This window comes from Allokutzneria sp. NRRL B-24872 (assembly GCF_002155965.1).
GTDB lineage: Bacteria > Actinomycetota > Actinomycetes > Mycobacteriales > Pseudonocardiaceae > Allokutzneria.
In genome coordinates, this window is sequence record NZ_MUMH01000184.1 from 1 (window position 1) to 13,711 (window position 13,711).

Genomic DNA, 13,711 nt, shown 5'->3' on the forward strand with positions numbered 1-13,711 from the left:
AGCCCGCCCGACGACCGGCCCAGCAGCCCGGGCCGGTCGTCGGGCGGGCTCCGGTGGCGCCTCCCGCCGCGCGTCCGCTGCCGAACGTCGGTGACGGCGCGAGCCCGGCGGAACGCCAACTGCGGGAGAAGATCGGTCCGCTGTCGACCTTCAAGCCCGAGAAGCTGCAGAACGGTCCGAGTGGCACCTACGTCGCGCCGCTCGGCAAGGACCGGCACGTGGTCTACCGGACGCTGGAGTCGCAGCCGGGCGTCGAGTGGGGTGACAGCCTGGCGGTGCGCGACATCGCCGCCTACCGGGTCGCCGAGGAGTTGGGCTGGTCCGATCTCGTCGTGGTCGCCACGGAGTGGGCGGACGGCTTCTTCGGCAGGGGTTCGGCGCAGCCGATGCTGCCGGGTGCGAGCCTTGGTTCGCCCGACCTCGCCGCCTACCAGATGTACGACCGGCAGCGGGTCGCGGTGTTCGACTACGTCATCGGCGCGCTCAACCGCGGTCCGGGCACCTACGTGGATGACGCGCAGAACCGACTCGTCCTCGTCAGCAACGGCGAATCCCTGCCCACCGCCAGCGAGCTCGCCAGTGGTGCCGCGATCATCAGTTCGCAGTTCGTCGTGGACGCGCTGCACAGCCAGGTGCCGTTCGCGGAGGGCGTGCTCAACGCCGTGCGCGGGGTGGACCCGGCCAGGCTCGCCGCACGACTGCACGCGGCGGGCATCACCGATCCCCAGGTCGTTGCGGGGGCGATCGCTCGACTGCAGGAGATCCAGCGGCACGGAAGGATCACCGGCCAGGCGTGGGGCCGGCCGATCGGCTGACCACCGTGACCCACCACCAGCACGAGGAGAACACACGATGACCGACAAGACCCCGACCCTGGTCACGCTGTACGCCTACGCCTCGGGCGAGCCCAAGCGCGCCGCGGAGTTCCGCTGGAGCGAGACCGACGGCGTCACCGTGACCGTGGTCGACCCCGAGTGGGGCGTGGTCGGCAAGCAGTTCTACGACGAGGGCGTGCTCTGGCGGGAGCAGGCGCGCAGGGTCCGGCCCAGTGAGGGGCCGGACTTCATGCACGCGCTGCTCAGCCGGACCAGCATGAGCTACTTCGGCATGGTCGACGAGAGCGACGGGCCTGCCGTGTAGCGGGTGCCCCTGGAGGGCCTCAGCTCGCGCCGCTGATGGCGTGCAGCAGGTCCTCCAGCGTCAGGGTGCGCAGGTCGTCGCGGGTCGGGCGGCTGCCGAGCCCGCGCAGGCGGGTCGACTGGGACTTGCGCATCCGCTCCAGCAGCTTGCGCGCCTCGCGGGCGTTGCCGAAGTTGGCGTCGCGGTCGATCTGGCCGAACCACTCCAGCAGCGCGATCTCCACGTCGGCGCCGAGCACGTAGTCGGCGCTCTTGGCGACGAACTGGCTGATCTTGACCAGCTGCTCCGGGCTGTAGTTCTCGAAGGTCAGCGTCTTGGCGAAGCGCGAGGCCAGACCGGGGTTGGTGTCGAGGAAGTCCACCATCTCCTTGGTGTAGCCGGCGACGATCACCGCGACCTCATCGCGGTGGTCCTCCATCAGCTTCACCAGGGTGTCGATGGCCTCTTGGCCGAAGTCGGCGCCGCTGCCGCTGGAGCGCGCCAGGGTGTAGGCCTCGTCGATGAACATCACGCCGCCACGGGCCTCGTCGAAGGCAGAGGCCGCCTTCTCCGCCGTGTGACCGATGTACTGGCCGACCAGGTCCCTGCGCGAGACCTCCTTGAAGTTGCCGTTGGGCAGGATGCCCAGCGCCTTCAGCAGGCCGCCGTAGATGCGCGCGACGGTGGTCTTACCGGTACCGGGGGCGCCCGCGAAGACGAGGTGGTTGCTGACCGCGTCGACCGACAGGCCCTCGCTGCGCCGCCACTCGTTGACCTGGATCTCGTCGATCAGCGCGCGGACCTCGTCCTTGACGCTCTCCAGGCCGACCATGTTGTCCAGGTCGGCGAGCAGCTTGTCGACCTGCGCCAGGTCCTGCTGGTTGCTGCGGGCGACGGTGGCCCCGACGGTGGCCTTGCCCGGGCGGGAGGCCCCCTCGCGGATCTCGGTGCGCGCGCCCTCGGCGAGCTGGATGCCGGGCGCGGCGGTGTTCTCCACCTTGCAGTCCTCGATCACGCCACCGCAGCCGCGGCCGACGGTGATGCCGACGCCCTGGGTGTCGTGCACCCAGCACTCGGTGATCTGCGGTGAGGTCTGGTCGGCGACGGCGATCCCGGCGTCGCCGGTCTGCGAGATGTCGCAGCGCTCCACGCTGGAGGAGCCCGCCTGGTACATGTACACGCCGCGGAAGCCGCAGCCGGCGATGGTCAGGTTGCGCAGCGCCACCTGGGCGCCCAGCCGCAGGATCACCGCGTCGTCGGCGATGTCGCGGATCTCGCAGGTGTCCACCACGCCGTCGGCGTCCTCGACGATGATGCCGTACTGGCCACCGATGATCTTGGACGTGCGCAGGTCGAGCGAGCCGCCGTCACCGACCATGATCACCGCGGCGAAGCCGGAGGACGCCTCGACGTCGGTCAGCTTCAGCTTGCCGCCGCTGACCCGGATCGCGGGGTGGTCGACGCACTTGACCGCGAGGCCGTGCAGCTCCAGCGAGCCGCCGGTCAGCGACAGGGTCGGCTGGTCGCCGGAGGGCGGCAGCAGCGTGACGGTGCCGGGGTCGCGCGCCTTGAGCACGATGTTCCTGCGCTCCAGCACCAGTTCCTCGGCGTACTCGCCGGGCGCGATGGAGATCACGGCGTCACCATCGGAGGTGTCGATGGCGTCGCGGATGGTCGGCAGCGCGCCCCGCTGCCCGGGTGCGACGAGAAGTGTGCGAGTCATGGGTCCTTGGCGGTGCTGGTGGGTGAGGGCTGCTGGGGGAAGGGCACTAGCCTTCCGGACAAATTACCGCAGAAGGGTGGTCACGCGTGGAAACCGGATGGGGCCCGGCCAACGAGGTCGAGCGGGAGATCGCCGAGGCCTTGACGACAGGTGACGGCAAGCGCTTCGCCAACGCGGTGATCACCTCTCCGCTGTACCTGCCGGTGCTGCCCGAGCAGGGCAGCGAGCGCTGGCGCGAGCTGAGCGCGCAGCTGCCGCTGGACCAGCCGCACGTGCTGGTCTTCACCTCAACCGACGCGATGTCGCTGCTGCTCGGCAGCTACACCAGGGGGCACATCGAGACCGACTACACCTCGCTGGTGCGGAGCTGGCCGGGCCCGCAGTTCCAGCTCGCGATCAACCCCGGCCTGCCGATCGGCTCGGTGATGCCGGTGGAGGCGCTGGAGCAGCTGCGCACCGGCAAGGAGGAGCTGATCCCCGCCGAGGCCCTGAGCAGCCTGGTGGAGGAGCGGGTCACCAAGCGGATGCGCGAGCTGTGCCTGGCCGGGCTGGGTCTCGGCGTGGGAGTGCTGCCCGCCGCCGCCCCGCCCGCCAACGAGCTGGAGGAGGCGCTGGACAAGGCCTCCGCCGAAGCCGACGGTGAGGCGTTCCTCGCCGCGCTGTGGGAGTCCGACGTCGTCGTGCCGACCTCCGAGGAGGTCGAGGAGATCGTGCTCGACCCGGAGGTGGGCTTCCCCTGGCTGGACTTCGAGGACGCCGTCCCGGTGTTCACCTCGCAGGAGCAGCTGGAGCGCACGTCGAACTCCGTGGAGTTCTCGGCGGTCGTTCCGTTCCTGGCACTGCTGGCGCTGTGGCCGGACGCCCACCACACGCTGTGCCTGAACCCCGGCGCGCCGACGGAGTTGATCCTGTCCGGGGAGACGCTGCTGTCCATCCTGATCGAGATGGACCAGCTGCCGCCCGAGCCCGATCAGCCCGACGCGCCGATACCGCCGCTGAGCCACGACCGCCCCGATGTCGACGACCACATCACGCCGCCGCACGACCTGCTCTGAGCGCGGTCGTCCCGTATAGCGGTGACAGCGTCCTAGCGGTCGCTAGATCGGATCTGGCGCCTCCTGGGTGAGAACCCGAGAAGGAGGCCGCAATGACGATCCTGGTTGCCGGAGCCACGGGAACGGTGGGCAGCGAGGTGGTGCGCCAGCTCGCTGAGGCGGGGCACCCGGTGCGCGCGCTGTCGAGGTCCCCGGAGCGGCACACGGCGCCCGCCGGGGTGGAGCTGGCGCGCGGGGACCTGGCCGTGCCGGAGTCGCTGGTGCCCGCGCTGGAGGGGGTGAGCGCGCTGCACCTGATCACCTTCGGCGGGGACGAGCCGCTGACGACCGGGCCGGAGCTGGTGGAGCTGGCGCGGCGGGCCGGGGTGCGGCGGGTCAGCGTGCTCAGCGGCTGGGAGGAGAGCTCGGTGGAGCGCGCGCTGCGGGCGAGCGATCTCGGCTGGACGTGGTTGCGGCCGGTGGAGTTCATGGCGAACTCGTTGTGGTGGAAGGACACCATCCTCTCCTCGGGCCGCATCGAGGTGTTCGGCGACTCGCCGAGCGCGGCGGTGCACGAGGCGGACATCGCGGCGGTCGCGGTCGCGGCGCTGACCGAGGACGGGCACGCGGGGCAGAACTACCTGATCACCGGGCCGGAGTCGCTGACGGCCGAGGACCGCGCGCGCGTTCTGGGCGAGGCGATCGGGAAGCAGCTCACGGTGCGGCGGCTGAGCGAAGAGGAGGAGCGGGCCAAGCTGCGCTCCTACGGCTACGCCGAGGAGGACGTGGAGTTCGGCATCGAGCTCGGCAAGAACCCGCCGGAGGTGGGCATGGTCCCGCAGCCGACGGTGCACCAGGTCACCGGCAGGCCGGGGCGCACGTTCGCGCAGTGGGCGGCCGAGCACGCCGGGAAGTTCACAGCTTCCACGTGACGCCGGGCGCGGGGTCGTAGCGGCAGGTGCTGCCGGTCGCCACGGCCTCGCGCAGGTGGGCGGCGAGCGCGGGGTGCCGGTCGTCGAGCCGCCGCAGCGCGTCGCGAACGCGGTTGCCGACCGCCTTCCTGGCGCGCTCAGCGGTGTCCCCGAGCCTGCGCGTCCGTCCGCCGAGCCCCGCCGCCGCGCGGAGTTCGTCGATCAGCGCCTGCCTTTCGGCGTCGAGCCGGGCGGCCTTCCGCGCGTCCGGCTCCTCGTCGATCCGACTTTCCAGTTCGTCAAGTCTTCGACGGTAACGCGCCTTGGCCTCGGCGTCGAGCACGTCGTCGGCGCCGAGGGCCCTGGGGGCGTCGGGGTTCAGCAGCCACGAGGCGGAGATGTCCGCGCCGGGGTTGGACAGCAGCGCGTGCAGGTCGCGAAGTCCTTTGCTGTCAGGCACTTGGACGCTGCGCCCGGCGAAGGTCAGCGTCCACACCTCGTCGACGAGCCGGAACGCGTTGTCCTTCAAAGCCTTGTCGCGACGGAGGCGAGTTCGCGCCTCCTCCACCCACGGCCGCGCGCCCAACGCCTCGGCTTGGGCGATCACGGCGGCGAAACGGGATTCGTCGCCTTCGAGCATGCCCAGCCACAGGTCGACCGGCCCGGCGACGACCACGGTCGCGGCCACGGCCCACTGGCCGGAGTACGGCAGCAGGTCGGCGCGAACGCGCGCGCACAGCTCGGCATCGCCGGAGGCGACGGCGGCCTCCACGCGGAGCCACAACCACAGCGCGGAGATCCACCTCGGGAACTCCGCCTCGGGCAGCGCGACCGGTTCTCCGCGACGCGCGGCCGTGATTCCCTTGAGCAACACGGAATAGCTCGCGCCGCGATCGCGCAGCTGCTCCGCGAGGGCATCGGCAGGCTCCTCCCGACCGGCGCGCAGCTCGATCGCCCAGCGTTGCAGCAGCCGCACGTCGTCCCGGTCGAGATGCGGTTGACCGCCGATCTCCCTTGCGCGGTCAGCACAATCGCGGGCTTCGGCGAAGTCACCGCTCAGCGTCGCGAGCATGGTCCGGTTCAGCTGCGCGTCGTTGCGGAAGAACGGCAGCCCGGTGCGCTCCGCCTCGGCCACGTAGCGGTGGTGTTCGGCCCGGTAGCGAGGATCACCGTTCTCCAGCAGCGCGCCGATGCGCCAGGACAGCGCCTGCAACTCCAGCTCGCGGTCGCCCGCGCGCCGGGCCAGCGAGATCAGCTCCTCGGTGATCGCGACCCGCTCGCCCGCGGTGCCGATCCCCCACGTCGTGGCGATGCGCGCGTTGAGGCTGAAGCGCAGCGCTTCGTCGTCGCCGCGCTCCCGAGCCAGCTCCGATGCGCGGCGGCTGACCGCCCTGGCGATCTCGTCGTCCGTGCCGCTGGGTTCGCCGAGGCCGAGTCTGGTGTGCGCGTGGCGGAGCTCGACAGGACTGTGGTTGAGGTACAGCTCCAACGCGATGCGTGCGAGCAGCCCGGGCTCGTCCAGCTCGCGCGCGGTCGAGCTGGCGATGTCGAAGCTCCGCGCGGCACCGCCCTCATCGCCAGCCCACTGCTGCGCGAGCCCGAGCGCCAGCGCGACGCGTGACAGCGGTTCTTTGCGTGCCAGGGGAATTCGGTCGAGCGCGCGTTGGTAGTGCCGGACCGCCTCCTCGCTGGCGAGCCTGCTGACCGCGTCCTCCGCCGCCGCGACGAAGTGGTCGATCCCCTGCTCCCCAGCGATGTGCGCGTGGTGGGCGCGCTCGGCGGGCAGCAGGTGCTCGGCCAGGGAAGGGTTCTCGTCGAGCGCGCGCATGACGGCCGTGCTCGTCGCCTTGAGATCGGCGCGCAGCTCTTCGCGGATCAGCTCGTGCGCGAAGGAGAACCACCCGTCCCCCAACGCTTCCACGAGGTTCCCGGCTTGCCCGAGCAGCTGTTCGACGGGCTGTTCGGTCAACGCCGCGAGGAGGTCCCGGTGGAATCGCGGCCCCAGTCCGGCGGCGATCTCCAGCACTTCCACGACGTCCGGCGAGTGCCGGGAAAGCCTGGCGCGCACGCTCGGCGCGAGCGGGCTCCCGCCCTGCCACAGGTGCACCGCCTGCTCGACGAAGAACGGGTTTCCGCCCGTGCAGCCGTGAATGCGCTCGACCAGCTCCGCGTCCGGCTCCGCGCCGATGATCCGCTCGACCACCGCGCCGACTCCGCGCTGGTCGAGGCCGGTCAGCTCGACCGTCGTGGCTTGGCGCGCGAGGTCGGAGCGGCTCGTGCCGAGGAGCAGCAGGCGCTCGTGCCGCGCGTGCTGCACGACGAAGTCCAGCAACCGCAACGAAGCCGGGTCCGCCCAGTGCAGGTCTTCGAGCAGCACGACGAGCGGGCGTTCGCGTGCGGCGGCGACCAGCAGGCGGGTCACCTCGTCGTAGAACTCGAAGCCGGGCTGGGCGAAGCGGTGCTGTGGCCGCAGCTCCCGAACTACCTGGAGCCACGGCCAGCAGCCCGGCGCTTCCTCGCCCTCCCAGCACGCGCCGACGACCACCACGGCCCCGGCGGCGCGCGCCGAAGCGACCACGGCGGACACCAGCGCGGTCTTGCCGATCCCGGCCTCACCGGTCACGAAGCACGCGCCGCCGCGCCCGGACAACGCCTTGCGCGACTCGGCCAGTAGCACGGCCAGCGGCCGGTCACGCCCGATCAGGTCCCCCATTCCCCCAGTATCGCCCCGACCAGTCGTTGATCGCGGCCGCGATCGCCTCGGGCTGGTCCTCGGGGGCGAGGTGGCCGGCCGGACCGCAGTGCACGTGCTCCAGCGAGGCGACGGTGTCCACGCACCACTTCGTCAGCACCTCGCGCACCATCAGCGTCGGCGAGGTGTCGAAGGTCAACAGCAGCTTCGGCACGTCCGTGCTCTTCATGAGCCACTCGTCGTACTCCTCGACGCGGGCGACCACCTCAGCGGGGCGGCCGTCCAGCGGCATGGCGCGCGGCCACTCCAGCAGCGGGCGACGGCTCTCCGGAGCGAGGAACGGCTCGCGGTAGACGTCGGCGTCCGCTGCCGAGAGGCCGGTGAGCACGGTGTGCGCCAGCGCCTGCTCAAGGAAGCCGAGGGCGAGGTCCGCGTCGAACGCGGCGTCCTTGAGCGCCTGGAAGCGGTCCCAGGCGGCCTCGGGGAACTCCGCGCGGCTCATCGGCTTGAGGATCGTCTCCATGAAGGCGACACCGCGCACGCGGCCGGGGTTGCGCGCGGCCCAGTCGAAGGCGAGCGAGCCGCCCCAGTCGATGCCGACGAGCACCACCTCGTCCAGGCCCACGGCGTCGAACCAGGCGTCCAGGTAGCGCGCGTGATCGTCGTAGCCGTAGGCGATGTCCGGCTTGCCCGAACGCCCCATGCCGATCAGGTCGGGGGCCAGGCGCCTGCCGCCGACCAGCGGTAACACCTTCCGCCACAGGTGCGAGGACGCGGGATTGCCGTGGAGGAACACGTGCGGCGCACCCCCGCCCTGGTCCTCGAAGTGCATGGTCGAGCCGAGAACGTCGACGGTGGGCATGCGAACCTCCAGATCGTTGGCCAGACTAACGTTAGTCACACCAACGATCTGGGGTCAACGGCTAGGATCTCCGGCCATGGAGCAGACCCCCGCCCGGCTCATGGCGCTGCCGAGCTGGTTGCTGACGCAGACCGCCACGCACACGCACCGCCTCGTGCAGGAGGAGCTGGCGCGGTCCGGGGCGCGTGGGCACCACTACCGGGTGCTGGCGACGCTGGAGGAGTTCGGGCCCGCCAGCCAGGCCACGGTGGGCAGGCACGCGGGCGTCCACCTCAGCGACGTGGTGGCCGCGCTCAACGAGCTGGCGGAGCTGGACCTGGTGGAGCGCGCGCCGGACCCCCAGGACCGGCGGCGCAACGTCATCACCATCACTCCGGCGGGCAGGCGACAGCTGAAGAAGCTCGACAAGCGGCTCGCCGAGGCGCAGGAGGAACTGCTCGCGCCGCTCTCCCCCGAGGAGCGCGAGCAGTTCACCCAGGTGCTGGCGAGGTTGCTAAGCCACCACGAGCGGTGACAGGTCGTCCCACGACGGCACGCGCGGGGCGTAGCGCAGGCGCATCCCGGCCTCTTCCGGCAACCGATCTGCCTTGCGGGCGTTGCAGCTCCGCGAGGTCCCGCCGCAGGCCGCCACGGTGTTCAGCCACGAGGTGCGGGCACCGCCCCGGCTGATCGGCGTCACGTGGTCGACGGTCGTGGCCGTGCGACCGCAGTAGGCGCAGATGTGGTTGTCGCGCTTGAGAACTCCGCGACGGGTCCACTTCGGCGGTTGCGTGTAGCGCCACTTCATCACGACGTAGCGCAGCAGCCGCACCGAGCGCGGGCGCGGGAACAGGCCGTAGCCCGCTCCGGTGTCCGTCTCGTGGATCTCGGCGACCCGGCGCAGGAGCATGCGGATCGCATGCGGGACCGAGACCGTGTGCAGGGGCTCGTAACTGGCGTTGAGAACGAGGACACGCATGGCGGGACACACTCCTTCCGAGGGTGATTGCGTTGCTGGACAACGCGTTCATCTTCGGCAGGCGTGACGTCGGCGGCAACCGCATTTCGCGCGGGCCGGGCACCGGGCACACTGGTGGCATGTTCGTGAAGATCTGCGGCCTGAAGACCGTCGCCGACGTCGAGTGCGCGGTCTCCTCCGGCGCCGACGCCGTGGGGTTCGTGCTGGCCGCGAGCCCCCGGCAGGTCAGCGTGCCCGAGGTGGCCCGGCTCGTCCCGGCCTCGCCCGTGCTGACCGTGGGCGTGTTCCTCGGGCAGAGCACCGCCGAGATCCGCTCCGTGGTCGCCGACACCGGGCTCGGCGCCGTGCAGCTGCACGGATCTGGTTACACCGCGAGCGATTTCGCGGAGCTGTCCGATCTAGGTGTTCCGCTGATCCGCGCCGTTTCCTCGTCGTCCGCCGTCACCGTGGGCTCCTTCGGCGAGGACACGCTGATCCTGGACTCCCCGCGCGCCGGGTCCGGGGAGCAGTGGGACTTCTCCGCGCTGCGCGGGCAGACCGGCCGCTGGATGCTCGCGGGCGGCCTCGCCCCGCACAACGTCGCTCCGGCCGTCGCGGCCGTGCGACCGTGGGGCGTCGACGTCTCCAGCGGGGTCGAGGTCACCCGTGGCACCAAGGACCACGGCCTGATCCGCGACTTCATGCAGGCCGTCCGCGCCGCCTAACCCCTGACCCGCGAGCTGCCGAAACGCGGCTGCCGGTGCCGCCAGGGGGTTGGAGCGCCTTCACGACCCGACGGTCAGCAGTACTGGCGCGTCCACCAGGCGTTGTCGGCGATCTGGAACCACTCGACGAGCGAGTTCTCCCACGGCCGCATGCACCTGAACCTGTTGTTCTCGTAGCGCATGTCGATCTCGATCATGACTGCGCGGTCGTTGCAGTTCTTGTAGTTGAGCAGGTGACCTCCGCTGGTCCACAGCACGACGTAGGCGCCGCACCGCTCGCCGATCGGCGCCTGTGCCTGAGCGGCCGGGGTCGCGACGGCCATGCCGACGACCGCGGCGCAGATGACCGCTGATGATCTACGCAGCTTCGATCTCACGTTTCCTCCTGATGCCCGGAATCCGGGAGGAAGCTAGACCTGGATCTGGGTTCAGACAATGTGAATCAACCCGGCGAGGGCCGCATTCACGCAGGAGCAAAACCGCAGGCCAGCCGGGTGGAGATGCAAACCGTTGCGGTCAGGTGAGTTCGGCTCGGGCCACGGCGCCGACGTCGGTTCCGGCGAAGGCGATGAGGGTGCCGTCGGGGGCCCAGATGCCGGAGCCGGCGGCGGTCTCGGCGAAGCCGCCTCCGGTCGGCCCGGCGAAGCTGGACACGGCGGCGTAGACGGAGTGCGTGGTCGCGATGCGGTGGGCGCGCTCGGCCACGACGTCGGGCCGGTCCTCGACGACGCCCGCCACGTAGACGTCGATGCCGAGCGCGGCGGTGGCCGCGGCGTGCTCGGCGATCCCGGTGTCACGGCAGATCGCCAGGCCGAGCCGCCAGCCGTCCACGGTGAACACCGTCGGCGAGCCGGGCTCGAAGAGGTCGTTCTCCTTGCCGTGCAGGTGGTTCTTCTTGTAGACCACGCTCGCGCCGGACGCGTCGACCGCGAGCATCGCGATGTGCTTGCCCGGCACGGGCGCCCCGACGAGCGCGACGGAGCCGGTCTCCGAGCACGCCTCGACGATCGGCTCCAGGCGCGGGTCGTCGGCGGCGACCAGCTCGGCGTCGAGTTCGTAGCCGGTCAGCGACAGCTCGGGGAACACGACGACGCGCGCGTCGGAGGCGCGCACGGTCTCGGCGTGGATCTTGGCGTTCGCCGCCACTTCGTGGGACACGCACAGGGGTTGGGTCACCGCGATGACAAGGGGTTCACGCATGGCGCCAGCGTAATTCAGCTGCGGGCGCGATGCCGCACTGTTACGTTCCGGCGCGAATCCGCCTACCTGGGAGGTCCCGTGCGCCGAGTTTCGACAGGCCCCTTCTTCTGTCGATCGCTCGCACGTAAGGACCTCATCCCGCATGCGGATGCTCAACCTCGGCATCGTCGCCCACGTCGACGCAGGTAAGACCAGCCTCACCGAACGACTCCTCTTCGAATCCGGCAGCATCCGCCGCCTGGGCTCCGTCGACGACGGCAGCACCACGACGGACGGCATGGAGCTGGAGCGGCGCAGGGGCATCACGATCCGCTCGGCCGTCGCCGCGTTCACCGCGAACGACTGCCGCGTGCACCTCATCGACACCCCCGGGCACACCGACTTCGTCGCGGAGGTCGAGCGCGCGCTGGGCGTGCTGGACGGCGCGATCCTGGTGCTCTCGGCGGTGGAGGGCGTGCAGGCGCACACGCGCGTGCTCATGCGCACGCTGCGCGCGATGGGCGTGCCGACGATCCTGTTCGTGAACAAGATCGACCGCGTCGGCGCGCGGCACACCGAGCTGCTGGCGGACATCCGCCGCCTGCTCAGCGACGCGGTCGTGCCGCTCAACCGCCCCACGGACCTCGGCACCCGCAACGCGGACGTGGTCGAGGTCGCGCCGGACGCGGAAGTGCTCGCCGAGCACAGCGACGCCGTACTTCAGTCCTATGTGGATGATGAGATCGACACCACGCTTCTCGCGGAGGAGCTGCGGGCGCGGTCGCGGGCCGGGCTCGTGCACCCGGTGTTCTTCGGCTCGGCCATCACCGGTGTAGGGATCACGGCTCTGCGCAAGGGAATCGCGGAGCTGCTGCCGTCGAGCGATCCGGCTCCGGACGGACAGCTCGACGGCGTCGTGTTCGCGGTGGAGCACGGGCGGCAGCGGTTCGCCGTTGCGCGCCTGTTCTCCGGCTCGTTGACGGCGCGCGACGAGGTGACCTTCGCGCGCCGCAACGCCTCCGGCGCGGTGATCGTCGACTCCGGCGTCACGACCGCGGTCCTGAACGCCTCGGGCGAGCGCGCGACCGTGCCCGCCGGAGGTATCGCGCGCATCGGCGGCGTCGCTCTGCGCGTCGGTGACCGACTCGGTTCCACCACGTTCTCCCCCGCTCCGGCCCGGTTTCGGCCGCCGACACTGGAAACGGTTGTGACGGCGGAGGACCCGACCGCGTTGTTCACCGGCCTGAGCCAGCTCGCCGACCAGGACCCGCTGATCAACGTGCGGCGCGGGCAAAGCCCCGGCAGCCTCGTCGTCTCCCTCTACGGCGACGTGCAGCGCGAGGTGATCGCCGCCCGCCTGGCCGAGGAGTTCGGCGTGGCGGCGGAGTTCTCCGCGCCGCGCGTGGTCTGCGTCGAGCGCGTGGCGGGCACCGGTCACGCGTTGCAAAGCATGGGTGACACCAGTCCGGTGCGGCACTGGGCCACGATCGGACTCCGCGTCGAGCCGGGCGCGCGCGATTCCGGCGTGGTGTTCCGGTTGGAGGCCGAGCGCGGATCGCTGCCCGCCGCGTTCATCACCGCGATCGAGGAGACCGTGCACGCGGCGCTGCGCGAAGGCGTCTTCGGCTGGCAGGTGGTGGACTGCGTCGTCACGCTCACGCACACCGGCTACGCCAGCCCGATCAGCACGGGGGCGGACTTCCGCGGCCTCACGCCGATCATCCTCGCGAAAGCGTTGGGGGAAGCCGGAACCGTGGTGTGCGAGCCACTGGACGAGGTGGAGCTGGAGGTGCCGGAGGACCTGTTGAGCGCGGTGCTCACCACGCTCATCCGGCACGACGGCCTGCCCGAGACCCCGTTGGTGCGCAACGGTTCCGCGACGGTCGATGCGGTGATCCCCTCGGCGAGGCTGCGTGAGTTCCACCGCCTGCTGCCGGGGCTGACCGGCGGCGCGGGCGTGCTGATCTCGCGCTTCGGCGGCCACCGACCCGTCACCGGTGAGCCGCCACGCCCCGCCTAGCCCTGTCTACCCGAAGGTGGCGCGGAGTGCGTCTTCGAGCGGGCGCTCGCCCCGCCAGCACTCCGCGCCGTCCGGGCGGACCAGGATCGCGTCGAAGTCCTGGGAAGCCTTGCCGCGCACCAGGTCCACGCGGTCGGCCCACTCCTCGGGCAGCTCGACCGAGCCGGTCAGGTCGACCAGCACGCCGCGCCCGGCTCGCAGCAGCTCGGCGAGGCGCGTCGGGCCGTCGTCTGTCAAGAGGTCGAAGTCCGGCACGCGGGTCTCGTGGTCCAGGCCGGACATCATGCCCGCGAGCACGCGGTTGGTGTCGGGCAGCCGCATCATGTCGGCGAAGACCTCGCGCAGCGCCTGAACGTCCTCGGAAGGCTTGGGGGCGGCCAGGACCCGCTGCGCCGAAGTGTGGTGCAGCACGCGCGCGGCCTTCGGGTGCCGCTCGTCGTGGTAGGTGTCGAGCAGGCCCTCCGGCGCCCAGCCCGCGACCGTCGCGGCGAGCTTCCAGCCGAGGTTGA

The 13,711-nt window shown here is 71.2% G+C and carries 14 protein-coding genes; 7 read left to right on the plus strand and 7 right to left on the minus strand.

Annotated elements, in window-relative coordinates:
* Together CCN37_RS40310 and CCN37_RS34435 are read left to right on the plus strand one after the other, a co-directional pair.
* On the plus strand, window positions 1–815 hold an 815-nt coding region (locus CCN37_RS40310), incomplete at its 5' end, for a hypothetical protein (RefSeq protein ID WP_168201000.1).
* A 37-nt stretch (window positions 816–852) separates the two neighbouring features.
* Window positions 853–1,140: a hypothetical protein gene (locus tag CCN37_RS34435; RefSeq protein WP_086829088.1), complete on the plus strand. Its 288-nt coding sequence runs from the start codon at window positions 853–855 to the stop codon at window positions 1,138–1,140.
* Window positions 1,141–1,159: 19 nt separating this feature from the next.
* Here the strand turns inward: CCN37_RS34435 and CCN37_RS34440 are convergent, their stop codons facing one another.
* The gene (locus CCN37_RS34440) at window positions 1,160–2,842 is read right to left on the minus strand and encodes a right-handed parallel beta-helix repeat-containing protein (RefSeq protein WP_086829090.1); all 1,683 of its coding nucleotides are present in this window, start codon (window positions 2,840–2,842) and stop codon (window positions 1,160–1,162) included.
* A gap of 86 nt (window positions 2,843–2,928) precedes the next feature.
* Between CCN37_RS34440 and CCN37_RS34445 the strand changes: the two genes are divergently transcribed.
* Window positions 2,929–3,897 (plus strand): SseB family protein, encoded by a 969-nt coding sequence (locus CCN37_RS34445; RefSeq protein WP_086829092.1) that lies wholly within the window; start codon window positions 2,929–2,931, stop codon window positions 3,895–3,897.
* A gap of 92 nt (window positions 3,898–3,989) precedes the next feature.
* Window positions 3,990–4,808 (plus strand): NAD(P)H-binding protein, encoded by an 819-nt coding sequence (locus CCN37_RS34450; protein WP_086829095.1) that lies wholly within the window; start codon window positions 3,990–3,992, stop codon window positions 4,806–4,808.
* Here CCN37_RS34450 and CCN37_RS34455 read toward each other — a convergent pair.
* Entirely contained in the window at window positions 4,792–7,500 is a 2,709-nt protein-coding gene (locus CCN37_RS34455) for an AAA family ATPase (protein WP_086829097.1), read from the minus strand. The genes CCN37_RS34450 and CCN37_RS34455 overlap by 17 nt on opposite strands.
* On the minus strand, window positions 7,478–8,380 hold the full coding sequence (locus CCN37_RS34460) for a haloalkane dehalogenase (RefSeq protein ID WP_256388101.1): 903 nt from the start codon (window positions 8,378–8,380) through the stop codon (window positions 7,478–7,480). Before CCN37_RS34460 ends, CCN37_RS34455 begins: the two co-directional genes overlap by 23 nt.
* Window positions 8,381–8,417: 37 nt before the next feature.
* Here CCN37_RS34460 and CCN37_RS34465 point away from each other — a divergent pair, with 37 nt between their 5' ends.
* Window positions 8,418–8,855: a MarR family winged helix-turn-helix transcriptional regulator gene (locus CCN37_RS34465; RefSeq protein ID WP_086829102.1), complete on the plus strand. Its 438-nt coding sequence runs from the start codon at window positions 8,418–8,420 to the stop codon at window positions 8,853–8,855.
* Here the strand turns inward: CCN37_RS34465 and CCN37_RS34470 are convergent.
* The gene (locus CCN37_RS34470) at window positions 8,835–9,299 is read right to left on the minus strand and encodes an HNH endonuclease (RefSeq protein ID WP_086829103.1); all 465 of its coding nucleotides are present in this window, start codon (window positions 9,297–9,299) and stop codon (window positions 8,835–8,837) included. The two genes, CCN37_RS34465 and CCN37_RS34470, sit on opposite strands and share 21 nt — an antisense overlap.
* A gap of 23 nt (window positions 9,300–9,322) precedes the next feature.
* Here CCN37_RS34470 and CCN37_RS34475 point away from each other — a divergent pair, with 23 nt between their 5' ends.
* Entirely contained in the window at window positions 9,323–10,003 is a 681-nt protein-coding gene (locus tag CCN37_RS34475) for a phosphoribosylanthranilate isomerase (RefSeq protein WP_371505481.1), read from the plus strand.
* A 74-nt stretch (window positions 10,004–10,077) separates the two neighbouring features.
* On the opposite strand, the gene CCN37_RS34480 is transcribed toward CCN37_RS34475, so the two are convergent.
* Window positions 10,078–10,326: a DUF6355 family natural product biosynthesis protein gene (locus CCN37_RS34480; RefSeq protein ID WP_086829104.1), complete on the minus strand. Its 249-nt coding sequence runs from the start codon at window positions 10,324–10,326 to the stop codon at window positions 10,078–10,080.
* 193 nt (window positions 10,327–10,519) lie between these two features.
* A complete protein-coding gene (locus CCN37_RS34485) occupies window positions 10,520–11,203 on the minus strand; it encodes a carbon-nitrogen hydrolase family protein (protein ID WP_086829106.1) in 684 nt (227 codons plus the stop codon).
* 142 nt (window positions 11,204–11,345) lie between these two features.
* Here CCN37_RS34485 and CCN37_RS34490 point away from each other — a divergent pair, with 142 nt between their 5' ends.
* Window positions 11,346–13,202, plus strand: a complete 1,857-nt coding sequence (locus tag CCN37_RS34490) for a translation factor GTPase family protein (RefSeq protein ID WP_086829108.1) — start codon at window positions 11,346–11,348, stop codon at window positions 13,200–13,202.
* Window positions 13,203–13,208: 6 nt separating this feature from the next.
* On the opposite strand, the gene CCN37_RS42210 is transcribed toward CCN37_RS34490, so the two are convergent.
* Window positions 13,209–13,711, minus strand: a 503-nt coding sequence (locus tag CCN37_RS42210) for an FAD-dependent monooxygenase (protein ID WP_210408333.1), incomplete at its 5' end; no start/stop codon positions are given.